This window comes from Curtobacterium guangdongense (assembly GCF_049341845.1).
Classification (GTDB): domain Bacteria; phylum Actinomycetota; class Actinomycetes; order Actinomycetales; family Microbacteriaceae; genus Curtobacterium; species Curtobacterium guangdongense.
In genome coordinates this window covers 274,486-294,032 of sequence record NZ_JBMPIT010000007.1, presented here as the reverse complement: position 1 = coordinate 294,032, position 19,547 = coordinate 274,486, and the positions used below count along the sequence as shown (strand labels likewise).

Genomic DNA, 19,547 nt, shown 5'->3' with positions numbered 1-19,547 from the left:
TCAACCCCGCTCCTGAGCGCGACCCCACAAGGGACGCCACGCACCTCCCCAGCATCAGGAACCGCATGTCCCCGATCAGCCCCCGACGACGACGCACGCTCATCGCGATGCCCGCCGTCCTCATCGCCGCGACGCTCGCACTCACCGCCTGCGTCCCCGTCCAACGCTCGAAGGCCGGCGGCACCACCGCCGGCACCGTCACCACCGCCCCGATCGGCGACCAGCAGGTCAAGGAGGGCGGTGACCTGGTGATGGCGCTGTCGGCAGAGCCCGACCGCCTCGACCCGACCACCTCGTCATCGCTGTACACCCGGTACGTCATGGAGACGATGTGCCAGAAGCTCTACGACATCGACGACGAGGGCACCCTCGTCCCGATGCTCGCGACGGAGCTCCCGACGGTGAGCGACGGCGGCACGACCGTCACGTTCCCGGTGAAGACCGGCGTGCGGTTCGCGGACGGCACGCCGTTCGACGCCGACGCGGTCGTGACGACGCTCGACCGGAACCTCACGAAGGCTGACTCCAGCCGGAAGAGCGAGCTGGGCCCGGTCTCCGACGTCGAGGCAGTCGACGACCACACCGTGCGACTGCACTACGAGACCCCGTTCGCCCCGCTCACCGCGGCCCTCGCGGACCGCGCGGGCATGGTCATGTCGCCGACGGCGCTCGCCGAGAAGGGCGACGACTTCGGCGACGCCCCGGTGTGCGTCGGCCCGTACAAGTTCGTCAAGCGCGTCCCGCAGACGTCGATCCAGGTCGAGAAGGACCCCGAGTACTACGACCCGGCGTCGGCGCACTTCGACACGATCACGTACCGGATCATCACGGACGCCAGCATCCGGGCGGCGAACCTGCGGTCGGGTGACGTCCAGGTGGCGGACACGATCTCCACGCAGGACGTCGACGACCTGCGGAAGCGCAAGGACCTGTCGATCCTGCGCACGGGGTCCCTCGGCTACCAGGGCATCACGGTGAACATCGGCAACCAGGACGGCGTCGGCACGGACCCGAAGCAGATCGACACCCCGCTGGCGAAGCGTGCGGACGTCCGTCGGGCACTGTCGATGTCGATCAACCGGGCGGAGCTCGTGCAGAGCGTATTCCACGGCTGGGCTGACGTCGCTTGCTCGCCCGTGCCGGACACGAGCGTCTTCGCCAGCACGGCGAGCAAGGCGTGCCCGGAGTACGACCCCGATGCCGCGAAGAAGACCCTCGAGAAGGCCGGCGTCCAGCAGCCGTTCCCGATCGAGATGGAGGTGACGAACACCCCCGACACCGTGCGGTTCGCCCAGGCACTGCAGGCGCAGGCGCGCAGCGGCGGCTTCGCGATCACGATCACCCCGGTCGAGTACACGACCCTGCTCGACGACCAGACGCGCGGCGACTTCCAGGCGCTCCAGCTCGGCTGGTCCGGCCGCGTCGACCCGCACGGCAACATCGGCGGCTTCCTGACGACGGGTGGCGGCAACAACTACGCCGGTTACAGCAACGCCGAGGTCGACGACCTCATCACCCGCGCCGCGCAGTCGACCGACGAGCAGGAGCGAGCCGACCTGTACGGCGAGATGACGACGATCGTGCAGCGGGACAACCCGATCATCTACCTGTACCGGACCCGGAGCATCACCGGCGTCGGGAACACGATCGCGGGCGTCTCGACGTACGCGGACGGCGTCGTGCGGCTGAGCAAGGCCGCGTTCGTGGAAGGAGCGGCGAAGTGATCCGCTACGTCAGCACCCGCATCTGGCAGTCGGCGATCACGCTGGTGCTCGCCTCGATCGTCGTGTTCTTCGGCGTCCGGCAGCTCCCGGGCGACCCGGCACTCGCGCTCGCCGGCGAGGAGGCGAGCCCTGCACGGCTCGCCGCGGTCCGGGCCCAGCTCGGCCTCGACGACTCGATCGTCGTGCAGTACTGGCGCTTCCTGGTGAACGCGTTCCAGGGCGACTTCGGCCGCTCGACCCGCACGGGCACCCCGGTGACCGAGCTCATCGGTTCGACGCTCCCCGTCACGCTGTGGCTCGCGCTCTACGCCATCGTCGTCGCCGTGCTCGTCGGGGTCGCCCTCGGCACCCTGGCCGAGCGCTACCGCGGGCAGTGGCCGGAGTGGATGGCGAACGCCGCTGCCCTCGTCGGTCTCAGCGTGCCGAACTTCTGGCTCGGCATCCTGGCGATCGTCTGGCTGGCGGCAGGGCTCGGCTGGTTCCCGGCGTCCGGGTACGTCCCGATGACGTCGAATCCGCTCAGCGCGCTCTACCACCTGACCCTGCCGGCACTCATCCTCGGCACCTCGCTCGCGGCCGTGATCATGCGGCAGACCCGTGCGTCGATGATCGAGACGATGAAGACCGACTTCGTCCGGACCGCACGGGCGAAGGGGCTCGGCCGCGGCCGGGTGCTGTTCCGCTACGGCCTCCGGAACTCGATGATCGTGGTCGTCACCATCGTCGGGCTACAGCTCGGCGGGCTCATCTCGGGCGCCGTCGTCACCGAGCGCATCTTCGCGCTGCCCGGGTTCGGCAAGCTGACGCTCGACTCGGTGTTCACCCGCGACTACCCGGTGATCCAGGCGGTCGTGCTCGTCATCACGGTCGGCTACGTCGTGATCAACCTGGCCGTGGACGTCCTGTACTCGGTCATCAACCCGAAGATCCGCGTAGGGGGATCCCGATGACGGCCATCACCGCAACAGACCTCGGCTCCAGCCGTGGCCGCGTCTGGAAGCAGGTCAGGGCGAACCGCCTCGGGCTCGCCGGCGGCGTCATGCTCGCGGTCGTCGTGCTCGCCGCGCTGACCGCTCCGCTCGTCGCGCCGCACGACCCGACGCAGACGCACTTCGACCTGCCGTTCCAGGTGCCGTTCACCGTCGGCTTCGGCCTCGGCACCGACGACCTCGGCCGCGACATCCTGTCCCGCACGCTCTACGGCGTGCAGGTCTCCCTCGTCGTGGGCGCGCTCTCCGTGCTCGTCGCCGTCGTCGTCGGGACCCCGCTCGGGCTCCTCGCCGGCTACTGGAAGTGGCTGGACGCGATCATCTCGCGCCTGACGGACGTCGCCCTGGCGTTCCCGTTCCTCATCATCGCGGTCGGCCTCGCGGCGATCAGCGGCCCCAGCCTGTCGAACGCCGTCATCGCGATCGGCGTCTCGCACGTCCCGGCGATGATCCGCATCGTCCGCGGTGAGACGCTGCGCATCACGAGCGCCGACTTCGTGACGAGCGCGAAGACCCTCGACGCCGGTGGTGCCCGGATCATCGCGCAGCACGTCCTGCCGAACTGCGTCTCCGCGATCATCGTCCAGGCGACGGTGATCATGCCGGTCGCGGTGATCGGCGAGGCGCTGCTGTCGTTCCTCGGTCTCGGCATCCAGCCCCCGACCCCGAGCCTCGGCATCATGCTCTCGGACGCGCAGCAGTACCTCGGGCAGGCACCATGGGCCGCAGTGGTCCCCGGCATCGCCATCGCCGTGATCTGCCTCGGCTTCAACCTGTTCGGGGACGCCCTGCGCGACGCCCTCGACCCGACCGCATCGGACCGCAAGTGAGCACCATGAGCACCAACCCCGCCTTCGTCCAGCCGAGCGCCCACACCACACGTCCCGACCTGCAGGGCACGTTCGGCATGGCCGCCGCCACGCACTGGATCGCCACCGCGAGCGCGCAGGCCGTCCTGGAGCGCGGCGGCAACGCATTCGACGCCGCCGTCGCCGGCGCGTTCGTCCTGCACGTCGTCGAGCCGCACCTCAACGGCCCGGGCGGCGACATGACCGCCGTCTTCGCCACCGCCGAGGACAAGACACCGACCGTCCTGGTCGGCCAGGGTCCGGCACCGGCCGGCGCGACCCCGGAACACTTCCGTGCCGAGGGCCTCGACCTGGTCCCCGGCTCCGGCGCACTCGCGGCCGCCGTGCCCGGTGCCGTCGATGCCTGGCTCCTGCTGCTCCGCGACCACGGCACGTGGGAACTGGCCGACGTCCTCGCCTTCGCCATCGGCTACGCGCGCGACGGCCACCCGGTCGCGCCCCGCGTGGTCGCCACGATCGCGACGGTCCAGGACCTGTTCCGGGACCACTGGCCGTCCTCCGCTGCTCGGTGGCTGCCGGGAGGCACGGTGCCGGTCCCCGGGAGCGTCATCCGCAACGAGACGTGGGCTGCGGTGCTCGACCGGCTCGTCGACGCCGGCTCCGCCCACACGGGTGGCAGCGCGGACGACCGTGTCGCCCGCATCGACGCTGCGCGCGATGCGTGGTCGAGCGGGTTCGTGGCGGAGGCGATCGACCGGTTCGTGCGCGCCCCGCACCGGCACGCCTCGGGCACCGACCACGCCGGCGTCATCCGCGCGAGCGACATGGCCGCGTTCCGGGCGTCCTACGAGCCCGCGACGACCGCCGAGTTCCGCGGGTACACGGTCGCGAAGACCGGCCCGTGGGGGCAGGGTCCCGCACTGCTGCAGACCCTGCGGATGCTCGAGCCCTTCGACGACGCGCTGCTCGACCCGTCGACCGTCGCGGGAGCGCACACGATCGTCGAGGCGCAGAAGCTCGCCATGGCCGACCGCGAGGCGTACTACGGCGACCACGACGTCCCGATGGACGAACTGCTGGGCGACGCGTACACCGATGCCCGTCGTGCGCTGATCGGCGACCGCGCGTCCCACGAGTTCCGCCCGGGGACGACCGCCGACGGCCCGAGCACGCTCCCGCCGCTCCGCGAGACGTACACACCGGGCGGCGAACCCGTCGCCGGCGTCGGCGAACCGACCGTCCCGGCACCCGTCGAGGATCGTGGTGAGCCGATCGTGATGGAAACGGGCGAGACCCGCGGCGACACGGTCCACATCGACGTCGTCGACCGCTGGGGGAACATCGTCAGCGCGACACCGTCCGGCGGCTGGCTGCAGTCCTCCCCGACGGTCCCCGAACTCGGGTTCTGCCTCGGCACCCGCATGCAGATGACCTGGCTCGAGGAGGGCACCGCGTCGACGCTCCGCCCGGGCGAGCGTCCTCGCACGACCCTGACCCCGACGCTCGTGCTCCGTGACGGCGCGCCCGTCGTGGCGCTCGGCTCCCCCGGCGGCGACCAGCAGGACCAGTGGCAGCTGCTCTTCCTGCTCCGCACGATCGTCGGCGGGTACTCCCCCCAGCAGGCCATCGACGCGCCCGCACTGCACACGACCTCGTTCCCCGGGTCGTTCTGGCCGCGGACCTGGACCCCGGGCGGTCTCGTCGTCGAGGACCGCCTCGGCGAGGACGTGATCGCCGGCCTCGAGGAACTCGGCCACGTCGTCACCCGAGCCGGCGACTGGGCGCTCGGCCGCCTGTCGTGCGTGACGCGCGACCCAGCAACCGGCGTCCTGGGCGCCGCAGCCAACCCGAGAGGAGCACAGGGACATGCCGCAGGACGCTGAGGACCGCACGATGCCCACCGGAGCCGACCCGAGCCTCCCGTCCGCCCCCTTGCTGACCATCCGCGACCTGCGCGTCGCGTTCGGCGGCACCGAGGTGCTGCACGGCGTCGACCTCGACGTCCGTCGCGGTGAGCGCGTCGCGATCGTCGGCCAGTCCGGATCCGGCAAGTCGACGTTGATCGCGGCGGTGCTCCGGTTGCTGCCCGGAGCCGGACGGATCACGGACGGATCGATCCGCCTCGGCGACCTCGACGTCTCCGGAGCGGACGAGGCCACCATGCGCCCGGTCCGCGGCGGACGCATCGGGCTCGTGCCGCAGGACCCGTCGACCAACCTCAACCCCGCGATGAAGGTCGGCGCGCAGATCGCCGACTCGCTCCGCGCCGGCGGGCTCCGCGGCCGTGCGGCGGTCCGACAGCGCGTCGTGGAGCTCATGACCGAGGCCGGGATCCCGGAGGCCGCGCGACGGGCGGACCAGTACCCGCACGAGTTCTCCGGCGGCATGCGGCAGCGCATCCTCATCGCGATCGCGCTCGCCCGCCAGCCGGAACTGCTCATCGCCGACGAGCCGACCAGCGCCCTCGACGTGACGGTGCAGCGGCAGATCCTCGACCACTTGCAGACCCTGGTGGACCAGCACGGCACGACGCTGCTCTTCGTGACGCACGACCTCGGGGTCGCGGCGGACCGGACCGACCGCGTCGTCGTGATGCTCGACGGCGAGGTCGTCGAGCAGGGTGCGCCGGAGGACATCCTCCGGAACCCGCAGCACGAGTACACGAAGCGGCTCATCGCGGCGGCACCCGCGCTGACGGGCGTCGCGCCGGAGCCGGTGGCCGCCGGTGAACCGATCCTCGTCGTGTCGGACCTGGTGAAGGAGTACAAGCTGCGCGGGCGCGGGGCCGGGACCCTCCGCGCGTCCGACGGCGTCTCGTTCACCGTCCGACGCGGCACCACCACCGCGGTCGTCGGGGAGTCCGGGTCGGGCAAGACGACGGTCGCCAGGATCGTCCTGGGGCTCGAGACACCGACGTCGGGCAGTGCGCTCGTCGACGGGCTCTCGATCGGGACCGCGCGCGGTGCCGAACGGCGGAGCGTCCGTCGTCGGGTGCAGCCGGTGTTCCAGGACCCGTACGGTTCCCTCGACCCGACGTCGACGATCGAGCGGATCATCGACGAGCCCCTGCGCGTGTTCGGGATCGGCGACCGGGCGTCCCGCACCGAGCGGGTCGCGACGCTGCTCGACCAGGTCGCCCTGCCACGCACGGTCGCGCAGCTCCGCCCGAACGAGTTGTCCGGCGGCCAGCGGCAGCGCGTCGCGATCGCCCGTGCGCTCGCACTCGAGCCGGAGCTGCTCATCCTCGACGAGGCGGTCTCCGCGCTCGACGTCCTCGTGCAGGAGCAGATCCTGGCGCTGCTCGACGACCTGCAGGACCGTCTCGGTCTGAGCTACCTGTTCATCACCCACGACCTCGGAGTGGTCAGGCGCATCGCGGACGACGTCGTGGTGATGCGCCGCGGGAAGGTCGTGGAGCACGGGTCGGTCGCGCAGGTGTTCGACGCCCCCGCTGAGCAGTACACACGGGACCTGCTCGACGCGATCCCCGGTCGGGCACTGGCGGAGCACGCCGCGTGACGCGCTCGCCGTGGGCCGTCGTCAGCGTGAGACGATCGTGACCGTGCTGAACGGTGCCGGCGTCCTCGACGCGATCCGCCGCGACATCGTCGCCGGCGCGCTGCTGCCCGGGACCCGGGTGACGGAGGCGTTCCTCGCGGAGCGGTACGGCGTCTCCCGGGTCCCGGTGCGCGAGGCGTTGCGCGGCCTCGAGGGCGAGGGCTTCGTCGTGTCGCAGCCGAACGTGGGCTCCCGGATCGCGGCGATCCCGTTCGACGAGGCCGACGACCTGTTCGCCGTGCGGGAGTCGCTCGAGATCGCCACCGCCCGGCGTGCGGCCACCCGGGCGCGCACGCTCTTCGACGGGGACGCCCCGCCCGAGGACTGGTGGCGGACCCGGCGCGAGCTCGGCGCGATCCTGGACGCCGGCGACGACGCGGTCGAGCGGGACGAACTCGACCTGCTCGTCGACCTCAACGACCGCTTCCACTTCCTGGTCGCCGAACTCTCCGGCAGTGCGACGCTCGCGACGCTGCTCCGGCAGTTGTCCCGGAAGATCGAGTGGTTGTACGCCACGGACACGTTCTCCCGTGGCAAGCGGCTGTGGCCGGAGCACCGGCGCATCCTCGCGGCGATCGACGCCGGCGACGTGGATGCGGCGGCGGAGCGGATGGGGTGGCACGTCCGCGAGAGCCGCATCGGGTACGCGGCGCGGTCGTCGCCCGACCGTGCCGATGCCCTGCGGTCCGCGGGCCCCGCGATCTGAAGTCTCCCGCGGTCGAGTGCGCAGGAACGGTGCCTCCGTGCGGCTGCGGGCCTTCGTTTCCGCGCACTCGACCCGTCGGCGGCGGCGCCTGGCGCCCGACGCTCGCGCGACCTACCGGAAGCGCAGCACCGTCAGCGGGTCCTGCAGCGTCCCGTTCACCCGTGTCTCGACGTGCACGTGCGGCCCCGTCGACTGCCCGGTGTTCCCCGACTTCGCGATCTCCTGCTCGGCGCCGACGACCTGCCCCGTGGAGACCTCGATCACGCTGAGGTGCGCCGTGAGCACCGTGGTCACGCCGTAGGTCACCACGACGTAGTTGCCGTAGGACGGGTCGTTCGCGACGGTCTTCGTCACCGTCCCCGGGCCGGACGAGTACACCGGCGTCCCGGTCTTCACCGCGGCGTCGGTCCCCTGGTGGTAGCGCGGCACGTGCCCGGCGCCCCGGTCGTCACCGTAGCGGCCGCTGATGGTGCTGCTCACGACGGGCCACAGCAGCGTGGTGACCGGCTTCGACGACCACGACCGGGTGCCCGCCTTGCCGTAGAGGACGACGTTGCCGTCGACCTGCACGAGCAGCTGTCCGCCTCCGGCACGGTAGGTGCGTGTCGACCAGATGGCCCGCCCGTCCGCGCGGTAGACGACGAGGTTGCCGTCGGTCTGCACCGCTGTCCACGCGCCCGGGTTCCGGTAGGTCTTCGTCGACCACGCAGCACGGCCGTTGACGTAGAGCACGAGGTTGCCGTCTGCCTGCATGGTCAGCACGCGGGCGGTGCTGGCGTCGGAGCGGAGCGTCGTGCCGGCCTTCAGGACGGTCCCGGCGGGGACGCGGTTCTGGAAGGCGGTGAGCTGCCAGCGGACGACGCCCGCAGTGTCGGTGGTGCGCATGGACCCGTCCGGCTCGACGGAGAACCCCTTCGACGCGTACCCGTTCGGCCCCCACTTGGCGAAGATGCCGCCGTTCATGGTCAGCACGAGGTACCCGTCCATCCGGGCGACCGCGACGGCGCTTGGCTTGTTCGCGGTGTTGGACGCCCAGAGGACCACGTTGCCGATGCCGTACTCGACGAGGTTGCCGTCGCCCTGCATCACCAGGCGGTACTGCCCGTTCGCCGAGGTCAGCGAGTCACCCGGGTAGAGCTTCGAGCCGGCCGGAAGCAGTCCCGTGTAGGTCGCCGCCTGCGCCGGTGCCGCCGTCACGACGATCCCGGCGAGGGCGATCGCCATCACGGTGACGGCCGTGACGGTCCTGGTCCAGATCCTGGTGCTGCGCATCGTTCCCCTGCTCCCGCGGAGGACGGCGCGGACCGCCGGTCCGGTGCGGACCGTTCGGCGACGCGCCCTGAACACGCCGCCGAACGATGCTCACAAGCGACGGGGTGCGCACACAGCCCCAGTACCGGGGGGTGGTCCGGACCGGTTCCGTGTGCAGCAACCGTCAGGAGGGCAGCTGGAAGAACTCCTTCGGGGTCGCCAGCAGCGCCCAGCCATGCGCTGAGCTCGTCGACGGCGCCGGGACGGAGGCGGCACGTCCGCCACTGCCCCTGCCGTTCACGGGTGATGAGTCCGGCGCGTTCGAGCGCCCGCGAGCAGCATTCGTCAAGGCCTCAGCGGAACCGCGACGGCGGCACCCCGAACGCACGGGTGAACGCCGCGGTGAACGCGGCGGGGGTGGCGTAGCCGAGTCGGCCCGCGACGTCCGTCACGGACGTCGTGCGGAGGGCCGGGAGGCTCGCCAGCAGTCGCGCACGCACGCGCCACACCGCGGGCCCCACCCCCGTGGCCGCCCGGAACCGCCGGTCGAGCGTCCGACCGCTCACGGAGGCCCGGCTCGCCCAGTCCGCGTTCGTCACGTGCACGTCGGGGTCGGCCAGGTACGCGCGGCACAGGTCGCGGAGGACGCCCTCCGCCGGCAGCCGGATGGACAGCGGGACGGGCGCCACGCGCTCGAGTTCGTGCAGCGCGAGGTCGAGCACCGCGCCGTCACGGCCGTGCACGTCGAGGTCGAGCGGCAGGTCGAACGCCGCGCGGAGGAGTTCACGCAGGAGTGGTCCCACCTCGACGACCGTGCACGAGGTCGGCCACCACGGCACCGCGTCCGGCTCGACGTAGAGGCTCCACGTGGTGACGTCGAGCATCCTGACCTCGTGCTGGACCCCCGGAGGGATCAGCACCGCACGGTCGGTCGGCACCGTCCACGACCCCTCGTCCGTCTCGACGAGCATCGTCCCGCTGGCACCGTAGAGCACCTGAGCGCGCCGGTGCGCGTGCCGGGCGAGCAGGAAGTCGGGCGGGTACTCGGTCCCGATGGGCAGGACGTCGAGCGGCAGGTGATCGTGGTCCTCGACCCGGACGTTGCGCACCCGTCGAGGCTAACTCTCGAAGGCCTGCGACGGAACATCGATTGCTTGCCACCACGGTCGGCGCTGGACTGGATGCCATGACGTTCTTCGTGCTCGCGCTCATCGGGGTCCTCGTCGGGCTGACGACCGTGTTGTTCGGCTTCGGCGGCGGGTTCGTGACGGTCCCGATCATCACCGTCGCCGATGCCGCACTCGGAGGCGATGCGGTCCGCGTGGCGACGGCGACCTCCGCGCTCGTGATGCTCGTGAACGCCGCAGTGGCGACGGCATCCACGAAGCGCGTCGTCCTCCGGGGACTCCGCGGACGCACCGGACTCTTCGCGCTGCTCGTCCTCGGGGGTGCGGTCGGCGCGGCAGCCGCTCGGTTCGCGCCTGATGCGCTCCTGCGGTGGGGCTTCGTCGCGTACGTCGGGGCCACCGTGGTCGACCTGCTCGTCCGCCCCGGGTTCTTCCGACGCGAGCGGGGTCCCCGGTCCCGACGTGAGCCGACCCTCGGAACGCGCCCCACGGCCGTGGTGTCCGGCAGCACGCCCGGCGGGAACGGCATGCGGACGGTGCTCGGCCTCCCGGTCGGAGCGGTCGCGGCGTTCCTGGGTGTCGGCGGCAGCGTCATGACCGTCCCGGTGATGCGCCGGGCCGGTGCGTCCATGCCGGTGGCGACCGCCCTGGCGAACCCACTGACGCTCGCGATCGCCGCACCGGCGGTCCTCGTCACCCTGCTCGTGCACGGGCAGGCACCCGACGCGACCGGCCTGGTCGGCGCGGTCGACGTCCCGGCCGCGGTCGCGCTGCTGCTCGGCGCGATGCCGGTGATCGTGCTGCTCCGCCGACGTCCACCGCGCATCCCCGAAGCGGTGCACGCGTTGGGCTACGTGGTGCTGCTCGGTGCCGCGGGCGTCGCCGTCGCCGTGTCCTGAGGCTCGGGCGGCAACGTGGCGCTCGGCTTGTACGCGTCCCACACGCTCCGGTCGAACCGTGCACCAGCCGCACGAGGCCGACGCACGACCATCGCACTCACCACGAGCCACCCGATCGGCCCGGTGAACGCGAGCAGCAGCACCCAGAGCCCGGTGTGGTCCCGGTCGTGCAGCCGCCGCACCAGCAGGGTCCAGCGCGGGATCGCCGTCACCGCGACCCAGGCGATCACCGGGAGGTCCCACGCCCTCGGTGGGACGTCCGCCCCGTCGCCGTAGCCCCACCACCAGTTCCCACTCCCCCAGAGGTGGAAGTACACGGCAGGGGACGGCATGATCCCGAACGGGTCGGCGTACCAGGTCCAGCGCCACGGCGTCCCCGACCACACCGGGATCCCGACCGCGAGCACCACGACGACCAGCTCGAACACCATCGGCCAGGCGAACTCGGACCGGCTCGCCCGACCGGAGAACCGCCAACCCTGCGTCCAGAACCGGGCCCAGGCGACGAGCGGTCCCACGTCACGCTGCGGACCGCGGGCGAGCGCCTGCTGCCGGAACGTCCCTCGATCCCCCATGCGCTCGACCCTACCGACCTGCGTCTTCGCCGGGAACCCCTTGCGAGAACGTGCGTTCTCCGATTGACTCGGCACCGTGGCTCCCGCTCGGGACCGCACCCCACACGAAAGGAGCGGCCATGCCCACGCGCACCGCACGCACCGCCTGGAACGGCGGCCTCGAGGACGGCTCCGGCCAGGTCGAACTCTCCAGCTCGAAGGTCGGCACGTACGACGTCTCGTTCCCGAAGCGCGCCGCCGAGGACGCCGACGGCACGACCAGCCCCGAGGAACTCATCGCCGCAGCGCACTCCGCCTGCTACGCGATGCAGTTCTCCGCCGTGCTCGGCGAGGCCGGCGGCACCGTCGAGGCCCTCGACGTCAAGGCCGACGTCTCGCTCGGCCCGGACTCGGCCGGCGGGTTCAAGCTCACCGGCATCGCCCTCACGGTGAGCGGCGAGGTGTCCGGCATCGACGAGGCGACCTTCCTCAAGGCGGCAGAGGACGCCAAGGCGACCTGCCCCGTCAGCAAGGCGCTCACCGGAGTCGACATCACCCTGAACGCGACGTTCGAGCAGTAGTCGGCACCACCTGACGGACGGTAGGCCCGTGGCGACCCCGCCACGGGCCTCCCGTCCGTCTCCTGGCTACGCTCGGAGCCGTGATCAGACGGACCTGGACCCACCTGACCCTGTGGCTCGGCCTGCTGGCCCTCATCGGCGGCGCCCTGCTCGTCGCCACCACGCCGAGGGCGTCCTTCGGCTGGTTCGCGTACGCACCGCTGAGTGACTACGCCTTCGTCGCCGGACCGCCGAGCTGGCAGACGCTGCTCGGGTACGCACTGGTGGTCGTCGGGCTCGTCTCGGCGGCCTTCGCCGCCGGACGACTCAGCGTGCGCCGCCGCTGACCGAGCGACTCACCGCCCGCCGGCGACGTGGAGCCGGGCATCGGCCGCGGCGAGCCCGGCGCGCAGGCGCTCGGCCTCGCCGTCCGGCCAGCCGCCCGAGCTCGCGAGCGGCAGCTCCGTCATGTACCGGCGACGCTCCTCGGGGAACGCGCGGACGACGCGGTCCGGGTCCTCGAGCACGGTGCGGTACAGGTTCGGCCCGTCGGCGTAGTAGAGGTCGGTGACCACCAGCCGACCGTCAGCACCGCGCATCACGTTCGCCGTATTGTCGTCGAGCGGGCCCCACCACGGCTGCTCGTCCGCTCCCTGCGCGTGCACGGACCGGATGTGCCCGACGAGCGCCGCGACCTCGGGATCCCCGGCTGCGAGCGATCGGTGGAACGCCGCGGCCTCGGGTTCCGCGACCGGCTCCAGGGCTTCCATCAGGGTGAGGTCCCCGCCGCCGTCGAGGACCCGGTGCCCGAACAACGCGGGCACCTGCCGGGTGTCCGACGCCACCCGGTAGAGCGCTGCCGGTGCCGCAGCCGGTCCAGCCTGAGGCTCGGAGGACCCGATCGGCGTCGTGGTGCGTGGCACCGGTGGGCAGCGCATCGAGGACCGCCGGCCAGGGATCTCCGTCGGTGGTCGCCATGGGCAGCACGGTAGTCGAGGCGTTCAGCGGACGTCCGGACTCGGGCGGGCGCGGCAGGCACAATGGACCGATGGCCGAACCGCTCTTCCCCGGCGCGCGGCCTGGTCGTCCGCACCGCCCGCGTGCCCGCAGCGTCGCCCAGCACGACCTCCGCGACATCCGCGCCCGGCTCCGCGGCACCATCTACGAGCACGTCGCGCCGGACACCCGGTCGCGGCGCGAGCAGTACTCCGCGCAGCAGATCGTCGACTTCTGTCTCGACCTCGCCGAGGTGATGCTGGCCTCGGGCGCGGACACCCGCAGCGTCGAGATCGCCCTGGTGGCGGTGGCGACCAAGTGGAACCTCGCACCCCTCGAACTCGACTTCACGGGCAGCTCGGTGACGATCCAGTACGCGCCGTCGGACGCGCCGATGCTCGTCAAGATGCGGACGGTGAGCTCGGACGGCTCCGACCTCAACCGGCTCGCGTGGGCGAACCAGATCGTCGACGACGTCATCCACGACGAGCGCGACATGTCGTCGGCGGTGAGCGCGCTCGTGGCCGTGCTGCGGATGCCCTCCCGGTGGCCGATGTGGACCGCCGACGTCGGCCTGTCCATCCTGGGCACCTCGATCGCGATGCAGGCGGGTGGCGGCTGGCGTGCCGGCATCGGAGCGTTCATGCTCATGCTCGGCATCATCGTCTCGGGGCGGTGGCTGACGGGCCGGGGCTACCCGCAGTTCTTCGTCTCCGGTGCGCAGGGGGCGGTGGCGTCCGTGATCGGCACCCTGGCGATCGGCATCGGGATCCTGCACCCGGCCGGGGCCGCGACGATGGTGGCGGCCCTGGTGGTGCTGCTCCTTCCCCACGTCGCGCTCGTCACGTGGGCGCAGGACGCGATCTCCGGGTTCCGGGCGATGGCCGTGGCCCGTGCGTTCTACATCGGGCTGGTCATCGCGGCGATCGTGGTCGGGGTGCCGGCGGGGATCGCGCTGACGAAGTGGCTCCACCTCGAGGTCGACCCGTCCGGCATCGTGACGCAGGCCCTGCCGCTGTGGGCATCGCTCGCACTGACGGTCGTGTCGGCCGGTGCGAACTGCTTCGTGCAGCAGGCCAGCGCCCGGGTGATCCCCGTCGCGGTGGTGTTCTCCGTCGCCGCGGCGGCGTCGTTGTGGGGGCTGCGCCAGCTCGGGCTCCCGCTGCTCGGCGCGACGTTCATCGCCGCGGTGCTCCTCGGCGTCCTGTCCACGTACGCCGCCGTGCGGATGCGGACGGCGGTCGCGGCGATCGCGGTCCCGGCGTTCTGCGGCGCGCTGCTGCCCGGTGTCGCGGTGTCGAACGCGCTCCTCAACTTCATGTCGGGGTCGTCGAGCGCCGCACTCGACTTCGTCGCCGCGGTCTCGGTCGCACTCGGGATCGGCGCGGGGCTCGTCCTCGGCGGGTTGTTCGCGACGCCGGGGGCACGGCGAGCGCTCCGGCGGACCCGGCGCGTGGTGGTGCACTCGGTGCACAACGACACGACGGCGATCCCCGTGCTGCGCGACACGGGCTACGACCCGGGCAACGGCTCGGTCCCCCGCGGTTCCCGCACGCGGTGATCCCGGTGACCGGGACGGGTCAGATGTCCCAGCCGCCGTCCGACCACGTGGACAGCCGGCGCTGGGCCTGCGGCTCGTAGCGTTCCATCCAGCCGCGCTCCATCCGCGCCACCGCACGGTCGAACGCGGGCACCAGGTCGAGGTCGCTGCGCAGCAGGGCCTGCAGCTGGAGCCCCTCGTAGAGCGCGATGAGCTGCTCGGCTCCGCGGCGGGGGTCCATCGTGTGCGGGGCACGGCCGACGGCGACGTCGTGCTCCAGCCCGCGTCGGATCTGCGAGGAGAAGAGCTGGTAGCGCGAGCGGAGGTACGTCGACATCGGGTGCGCCGGGTTGCCCGCGACGGACAGCAGGGCGACGAGGAGCCGCATCAGGGCCGGGTCCTCGGCGTTCGACGCGACGATCGCACGGAGCAGCTCGACCGTGCTGCCGTCCCCGACCTCGCGGGTGACCTCGTCCATGCGGCCGCCGTTCCAGCGGTCGAGTGCGGCGAGCACGAGACCGTCCCACGACGGGAAGTGCTGACGGAGTTCGGCGACGCTGATGTCCAGTCGTTCGGCGACGGCCTCGGGACGGGCCTCGTGGAACGGGACGTCGCGGAGCAGGTCCACGGTCGCGCCGACGATGGTGATCCGCAGGTGCAGGGTCGCTGCTGCGGCTGCAGCTGCCTGCGTGTCCGCGCTGGTGTCCTCGAGCATCGTGCCCTCCGTCTGCGGACGTCCTGTCCGCACGACCATCCAAACGGATTCCGGGGTGCGACAGAATCCCCGTTCCGGGGGTCGGCATGATGGGGGACAGAACGTGCAGGTCCTGGCGGTCACGGACTCCTGGCGGGTTCCCGGCGAGCTGTGTGACGATGCCGGGATGACCCCGAACGACCCCACCGCACAGGGCTTGGCGACCATGGCCTCCGCCGGCTTCGAGTTCGGCGGCGACGCCGATCAGGTGGCGCACGACGTCCGGGCGATGTGGGAGCAGGTCGGTCGGCCGGACGGCGCGTTCGAGGCGGCGGCACAGGCGATCGCGGTGCTGCCGCAGCGTCCGGAGGTCCCCGTCGCCGACCAGGCCCGTCGTCGCCGACTCGAGCGGGCGTTCGGCATCAACCCGGTCGAGGTCGAACTCGCGGCCGCGCTGTCCGCGCGCGAGCTCCTCGAGCGCATGGCGAGGTCCTGCGGCGTCGCGAGCTGACCGGGCCGACGCCGCGCACAACCGAAAGCACCCCGCGCCACGCGAACACGTGGTGCGAGGTGCTTTTCGTTGTGCGGGCGACGGGCTGCGGGCGTGGGGCTGGGCGCCGGCTGCTCGCGGACGACGCTCGCGGGCGCGCTACGGCGTCGGCATGCCGCCGTCGACGTGCAGCGTCTCTCCGACCACGTACGACGACTCCCCGCTCGCGAGGAACACGTACGCCGGCGCGAGCTCGGCCGGCTGTCCCCAGCGACCGAGGTACGTCTGCTCCCCCGCGGTCGGCAGGGCCTCCGGCGGCTGCCCACCGGCGGGCTGCAGCGGCGTCCAGATCGGACCGGGCGCCACGGCGTTCACGCGGATGCCCTTCGGCGCGAGCTGCGCCGCGAGGCCCTTCGCCAGGTTGTTCACGGTCGACTTCGTCGCCGCGTAGTGCACCAGGTGCGGCGACGGCGCGTAGGCCTGGATCGAGGTCGTGTTGATGATCGTCGACCCCGGCTGCAGGTGGGGCACGGCGGCCTTCGTGATCCGGAACGTGGCGTAGACGTTCGTCTTGAAGGTCTCGTCGAACTCTTCGTCCGAGATGTCCTCGATCGAGGACACGTTCTGCTGCTTGCCGGCGTTGTTCACGAGGATGTCGAGCCCACCGAGCTCCCGCACCGCGGTCGCGACGAGTTCCTCGCAGAACGCGAGCGACGTGATGTCACCAGGGATCGCGACGGCCTTGCGGCCGGCGGCCTCGATGAGCGAGACGATGCGGTCGGCGTCCTCCTGCTCCTCGGGTAGGTAGCCGATGGCGACGTCGGCACCCTCGCGGGCGTAGGCGATCGCGACCGCCGCGCCGATCCCGGAGTCGCCGCCGGTGACGAGCGCCTTCCGGCCCTGCAGGCGCCCGGAGCCTCGGTACGTCTCCTCGCCGTGGTCGGCCGGGACGTTCTTCGCCATCTCCTCGTCGGTGCCAGCACCCTGGAGGTACTGCTCGTCGGGCTTCTTGTCGGCGTAGAGCTTCGTCGGGTCCTGCATCGTGTACTGGTCGATCTGCTGGTCCGTCATGTCGTCGACGGTACGCACGCGGCCGTCGGGACCGCTCCAGGAGGCTGTCCCCCGATGCGCGCAGCGGCCAGACCGGCGGGTGGTCGCCGGACAGGAGGCTCGGTACGGCCCCGGCGGTCGGCCTACGCCGGGTGGGCGGCGAGGAACGCGTCGGTCTCGGCCCGGGTGGGCGCGGTCGCGGGTCCGAGGCGCGAGACGGCGATCGCCGCCGCGGCGTTGGCACGCCGCACGGCGTCGAGGAGCGGCTCACCACGGGACAGCGCCGCGACGAGCACGCCACCGTGGGCGTCACCGGCTCCGTTCGTGTCGACGGCTGCGACCGCGAACCCCGGCACCAGGACGGGCCCTCCGGGCAGCGACTCGTCGGCGACCCAGCAGCCGGCCCCGCCGTCACGCACCAGCACCGCACCCCGCGCGACCGCGGCCATGGCGGTGACCGTCTGCCGGAGGTCGGCCGATCCCGGGGACGTGAGCCGGGCCTCCCGGGCGTTCGCGGAGATGACGTCGGCACGCGCCGTCACGGGCGCGACCACCTGCGGGTCCAGCGTCGCGACGAGGGGCGACGGGTCGAACACGACCCGCACCGATGTCGGGATCGTCGTGATCCAGGACGCGATCGCACGGCCGTTCACCGGGTGGGCGAGCCCGTACCCGGACACGAACAGGGTGTCGTCCTCCCGGAGCTCGACGCGGTCCAGCTCCTCGGTCCCGAGCCGTCCCTCCGCGCCGACGCTCGTGACGAAGGTGCGCTCGGTCGAGGCGTCGACGAGCGCGACGCAGTACCCGCTGTCCTGGTCGGGTACCCCGGGCTGCAGGATCTCGACATCGGCGGCGGCGAGCGCGTCGCGGACGACGTCGCCGAACGGGCCGGTGCCGTACTGCCCGGCGAACACGACCTCGAGGCCGTCCCGTCGAGCGGCGACCATCGTGTTCAGGCCACCACCGGCGGTGATGTCCGACGAGGACGCGATCACGTCGCCTCCCGGTTCCGGCAGCTCCCCGACGCGCATCACGATGTCGACGATGACGTTGCCGACGGAGACGAGCCGCGGCATCAGGCGCGCTCCGTCACGTGCATCGGCGCGGACTCGTCGGCCGGCTCGTGGAGCACGCCCTTGGGACCGCCCGTGAGCACGTACACGGCTGCGGCGACGAAGAAGGTGACGATCCAGCCGAGTCCGTTGGCGCCGATCCAGGTGTTCGAGAACGCGCCGACGAAGACCGGGTCCGCGTCGCCGACCTGCACGCTCGTGAACAGGAAGCCGACGACGATCGCGACGGCCCAGGCGATGACGGCACGCCACGCGATGCCGCCCGAGTACCAGTACCGACCGCCGGCGCGGAGGTCGAGCAGTGCCACCGGGTCGTACCAGGTGCGGCGCAGGATGTCGGCGATGAAGACACCGAGCCAGGCCGTGATCGGCACGGCGAGCACCGAGATGAAGGTGATGAACGGCGCGTAGAAGCCGTCCGCGACGAGCATGAAGTACATCGCCCCGAGGAACGTGACCACGACGTCGACGGTGACCGCCCAGACCCGGGGGACCTTGATGCCGAGCGTCAGGGTCGTGAGGCTCGCCGAGTACACGGACAGGTGGTTCGAGAGGAGCAGCCCGCCGAACGCCGCGATGAGGTACGGCACCGCCATCCAGCCGGGCAGCAGGTCACGGATCGCGGCGACGGGGTCGCCCGCCTGCGCCAGCGTCGGGTCGCCGGCGGAGACCAGCGCGCCCAGGCCGACGAGCACGACGAGCGGGATGCCGGCACCTGCTGCGCTCGCGCTGACCAGCTTGGCGGCGCGGACGCTCGTCTTCGAGTACCGGGCGATGTCCGCCCCCGCGGTCGCCCAGCCGATGCCGGTACCGGCGGCGATGGTCCCGATGCCGATCACCATCGCGGCGACGGGCCCGGCGGGGGCGCTGCCGACGACGTGCCAGTCGACGCGGACGACCAGGAACACGGCGACGAACACGTTCAGCGCGCCGAAGACCCAGGTCGCCCACTTCTGCACGGCGACGATGAAGGCGTGACCGAGGCCGGAGATGAGCACGGTCGCGATGACGAACACCAGGATCGCGACGATCGTCAGGACCGGGTTGTGCTTGGCGTCACCGTCCGTGCCGAAGAGGATCGTGAACAGCGACAGCAGCACGAAGGCCGCGGTCGTGGTGTTCACCGTCTCCCACCCCAGTCGGGACAGCAGCGAGACGAAGGTCGGGCCGATGTTCCCGCGGACGCCGAAGACGGCGCGGCTCAGGGTCAGGCCGGGTGCGCCGCCACGGCGTCCGGCGATCGAGATCACGCCGACCACGGCGAACGACCCGGCGGCGCCGATCACGGCGACGAGGAGCGCCTGCCAGATGTTCAGGTGCTGGAACGCCACCAGGGTCGCGCCGAGGGGCAGCCCGAGGATGGAGATGTTGGCGGCGAACCACACCCAGAACAGCGCGCCGGCGTTCCCGGTGCGCTCGGCGGCGGGCACCGGTTCGATGCCGCGCTGCTCGATGCTGGTGAGGGTTCCCGAGCTCGGGGTGTCTGCCATGGTTCCTCTTACGTCGTCGGAAGGGCTTGGGGTGGGA

General features: G+C 72.0%; 19 protein-coding genes. 11 read left to right on the top strand and 8 right to left on the bottom strand.

The window, feature by feature from the left end; translation table 11 throughout:
- The first annotated feature begins 65 nt into the window (after positions 1-65).
- The 6 genes from ACO0E1_RS13515 to ACO0E1_RS13490 are packed head-to-tail and all read left to right on the top strand — an operon-like array spanning position 66 to position 7,786.
- Positions 66-1,724 carry an ABC transporter substrate-binding protein gene (locus tag ACO0E1_RS13515; protein ID WP_422874664.1) on the top strand — a complete coding sequence of 553 codons (1,659 nt, stop codon included), beginning with the start codon at positions 66-68 and terminating at the stop codon, positions 1,722-1,724.
- Positions 1,721-2,674 carry an ABC transporter permease gene (locus tag ACO0E1_RS13510; protein ID WP_422874663.1) on the top strand — a complete coding sequence of 318 codons (954 nt, stop codon included), beginning with the start codon at positions 1,721-1,723 and terminating at the stop codon, positions 2,672-2,674. Before ACO0E1_RS13515 ends, ACO0E1_RS13510 begins: the two co-directional genes overlap by 4 nt.
- Positions 2,671-3,543, top strand: a complete 873-nt coding sequence (locus ACO0E1_RS13505) for an ABC transporter permease (RefSeq protein ID WP_422874662.1) — start codon at positions 2,671-2,673, stop codon at positions 3,541-3,543. The genes ACO0E1_RS13510 and ACO0E1_RS13505 overlap by 4 nt, the downstream gene beginning before the upstream one ends.
- A 5-nt stretch (positions 3,544-3,548) precedes the next feature.
- Complete coding sequence (locus ACO0E1_RS13500) at positions 3,549-5,405, top strand: gamma-glutamyltransferase family protein (RefSeq protein WP_422874661.1); 1,857 nt, start codon at positions 3,549-3,551, stop codon at positions 5,403-5,405.
- Positions 5,406-5,415: 10 nt separating this feature from the next.
- Positions 5,416-7,041, top strand: a complete 1,626-nt coding sequence (locus ACO0E1_RS13495; protein WP_422874712.1) for a dipeptide ABC transporter ATP-binding protein — start codon at positions 5,416-5,418, stop codon at positions 7,039-7,041.
- A gap of 37 nt (positions 7,042-7,078) precedes the next feature.
- Entirely contained in the window at positions 7,079-7,786 is a 708-nt protein-coding gene (locus ACO0E1_RS13490; RefSeq protein WP_422874660.1) for a GntR family transcriptional regulator, read from the top strand.
- A 111-nt stretch (positions 7,787-7,897) separates the two neighbouring features.
- Here the strand turns inward: ACO0E1_RS13490 and ACO0E1_RS13485 are convergent, their stop codons facing one another.
- Both ACO0E1_RS13485 and ACO0E1_RS13480 read right to left on the bottom strand, forming a co-directional pair.
- A complete protein-coding gene (locus tag ACO0E1_RS13485; protein ID WP_422874659.1) occupies positions 7,898-9,058 on the bottom strand; it encodes a peptidoglycan DD-metalloendopeptidase family protein in 1,161 nt (386 codons plus the stop codon).
- Positions 9,059-9,390: 332 nt separating this feature from the next.
- Positions 9,391-10,146 carry a helix-turn-helix domain-containing protein gene (locus ACO0E1_RS13480; protein ID WP_422874658.1) on the bottom strand — a complete coding sequence of 252 codons (756 nt, stop codon included), beginning with the start codon at positions 10,144-10,146 and terminating at the stop codon, positions 9,391-9,393.
- Between the two features lie 77 nt (positions 10,147-10,223).
- Here ACO0E1_RS13480 and ACO0E1_RS13475 point away from each other — a divergent pair, with 77 nt between their 5' ends.
- Entirely contained in the window at positions 10,224-11,063 is an 840-nt protein-coding gene (locus ACO0E1_RS13475) for a TSUP family transporter (protein ID WP_422874657.1), read from the top strand.
- On the opposite strand, the gene ACO0E1_RS13470 is transcribed toward ACO0E1_RS13475, so the two are convergent.
- Entirely contained in the window at positions 11,015-11,638 is a 624-nt protein-coding gene (locus tag ACO0E1_RS13470; protein ID WP_422874656.1) for a DUF805 domain-containing protein, read from the bottom strand. The two genes, ACO0E1_RS13475 and ACO0E1_RS13470, sit on opposite strands and share 49 nt — an antisense overlap.
- 119 nt (positions 11,639-11,757) lie before the next feature.
- Between ACO0E1_RS13470 and ACO0E1_RS13465 the strand changes: the two genes are divergently transcribed.
- Positions 11,758-12,198 carry an OsmC family peroxiredoxin gene (locus ACO0E1_RS13465; RefSeq protein WP_422874655.1) on the top strand — a complete coding sequence of 147 codons (441 nt, stop codon included), beginning with the start codon at positions 11,758-11,760 and terminating at the stop codon, positions 12,196-12,198.
- An 80-nt stretch (positions 12,199-12,278) separates the two neighbouring features.
- Positions 12,279-12,524: a hypothetical protein gene (locus tag ACO0E1_RS13460; protein WP_422874654.1), complete on the top strand. Its 246-nt coding sequence runs from the start codon at positions 12,279-12,281 to the stop codon at positions 12,522-12,524.
- Positions 12,525-12,533: 9 nt separating this feature from the next.
- Here the strand turns inward: ACO0E1_RS13460 and ACO0E1_RS13455 are convergent, their stop codons facing one another.
- Positions 12,534-13,100, bottom strand: a complete 567-nt coding sequence (locus tag ACO0E1_RS13455; protein ID WP_422874653.1) for a hypothetical protein — start codon at positions 13,098-13,100, stop codon at positions 12,534-12,536.
- A 125-nt stretch (positions 13,101-13,225) separates the two neighbouring features.
- Here ACO0E1_RS13455 and ACO0E1_RS13450 point away from each other — a divergent pair, with 125 nt between their 5' ends.
- Complete coding sequence (locus ACO0E1_RS13450) at positions 13,226-14,734, top strand: threonine/serine exporter family protein (RefSeq protein WP_422874652.1); 1,509 nt, start codon at positions 13,226-13,228, stop codon at positions 14,732-14,734.
- 19 nt (positions 14,735-14,753) lie between these two features.
- Here the strand turns inward: ACO0E1_RS13450 and ACO0E1_RS13445 are convergent, their stop codons facing one another.
- Entirely contained in the window at positions 14,754-15,428 is a 675-nt protein-coding gene (locus ACO0E1_RS13445; protein ID WP_413600182.1) for a TetR/AcrR family transcriptional regulator, read from the bottom strand.
- Positions 15,429-15,594: 166 nt separating this feature from the next.
- On the opposite strand from ACO0E1_RS13445, the gene ACO0E1_RS13440 reads away from it, so the two are divergent.
- Positions 15,595-15,918 carry a hypothetical protein gene (locus ACO0E1_RS13440; protein WP_281266600.1) on the top strand — a complete coding sequence of 108 codons (324 nt, stop codon included), beginning with the start codon at positions 15,595-15,597 and terminating at the stop codon, positions 15,916-15,918.
- 138 nt (positions 15,919-16,056) lie between these two features.
- Here ACO0E1_RS13440 and ACO0E1_RS13435 read toward each other — a convergent pair whose 3' ends face one another.
- The 3 genes from ACO0E1_RS13435 to ACO0E1_RS13425 form a co-directional block, all read right to left on the bottom strand.
- Positions 16,057-16,968, bottom strand: a complete 912-nt coding sequence (locus tag ACO0E1_RS13435; protein ID WP_422874651.1) for an SDR family oxidoreductase — start codon at positions 16,966-16,968, stop codon at positions 16,057-16,059.
- 122 nt (positions 16,969-17,090) lie between these two features.
- Entirely contained in the window at positions 17,091-18,023 is a 933-nt protein-coding gene (locus ACO0E1_RS13430) for a PfkB family carbohydrate kinase (protein WP_422874650.1), read from the bottom strand.
- Complete coding sequence (locus ACO0E1_RS13425) at positions 18,023-19,510, bottom strand: purine-cytosine permease family protein (protein ID WP_422874649.1); 1,488 nt, start codon at positions 19,508-19,510, stop codon at positions 18,023-18,025. The genes ACO0E1_RS13430 and ACO0E1_RS13425 overlap by 1 nt, the downstream gene beginning before the upstream one ends.
- Positions 19,511-19,547 lie beyond the last annotated feature (37 nt).

Bases quoted from the DNA above. Each gene is read 5' to 3' on its own strand.
- ACO0E1_RS13515 (WP_422874664.1), top strand. From the start codon at position 66: ATGTCCCCGATCAGCCCCCGACGACGACGCACGCTCATCGCGATGCCC.
- ACO0E1_RS13505 (WP_422874662.1), top strand. From the start codon at position 2,671: ATGACGGCCATCACCGCAACAGACCTCGGCTCCAGCCGTGGCCGCGTC.
- ACO0E1_RS13500 (WP_422874661.1), top strand. From the start codon at position 3,549: ATGAGCACCAACCCCGCCTTCGTCCAGCCGAGCGCCCACACCACACGT.
- ACO0E1_RS13495 (WP_422874712.1), top strand. From the start codon at position 5,416: ATGCCCACCGGAGCCGACCCGAGCCTCCCGTCCGCCCCCTTGCTGACC.
- ACO0E1_RS13485 (WP_422874659.1), bottom strand. From the start codon at position 9,058: ATGCGCAGCACCAGGATCTGGACCAGGACCGTCACGGCCGTCACCGTG.
- ACO0E1_RS13475 (WP_422874657.1), top strand. From the start codon at position 10,224: ATGACGTTCTTCGTGCTCGCGCTCATCGGGGTCCTCGTCGGGCTGACG.
- ACO0E1_RS13470 (WP_422874656.1), bottom strand. From the start codon at position 11,638: ATGGGGGATCGAGGGACGTTCCGGCAGCAGGCGCTCGCCCGCGGTCCG.
- ACO0E1_RS13465 (WP_422874655.1), top strand. From the start codon at position 11,758: ATGCCCACGCGCACCGCACGCACCGCCTGGAACGGCGGCCTCGAGGAC.
- ACO0E1_RS13450 (WP_422874652.1), top strand. From the start codon at position 13,226: ATGGCCGAACCGCTCTTCCCCGGCGCGCGGCCTGGTCGTCCGCACCGC.
- ACO0E1_RS13445 (WP_413600182.1), bottom strand. From the start codon at position 15,428: ATGCTCGAGGACACCAGCGCGGACACGCAGGCAGCTGCAGCCGCAGCA.
- ACO0E1_RS13440 (WP_281266600.1), top strand. From the start codon at position 15,595: ATGACCCCGAACGACCCCACCGCACAGGGCTTGGCGACCATGGCCTCC.
- ACO0E1_RS13435 (WP_422874651.1), bottom strand. From the start codon at position 16,968: ATGACGGACCAGCAGATCGACCAGTACACGATGCAGGACCCGACGAAG.
- ACO0E1_RS13430 (WP_422874650.1), bottom strand. From the start codon at position 18,023: ATGCCGCGGCTCGTCTCCGTCGGCAACGTCATCGTCGACATCGTGATG.
- ACO0E1_RS13425 (WP_422874649.1), bottom strand. From the start codon at position 19,510: ATGGCAGACACCCCGAGCTCGGGAACCCTCACCAGCATCGAGCAGCGC.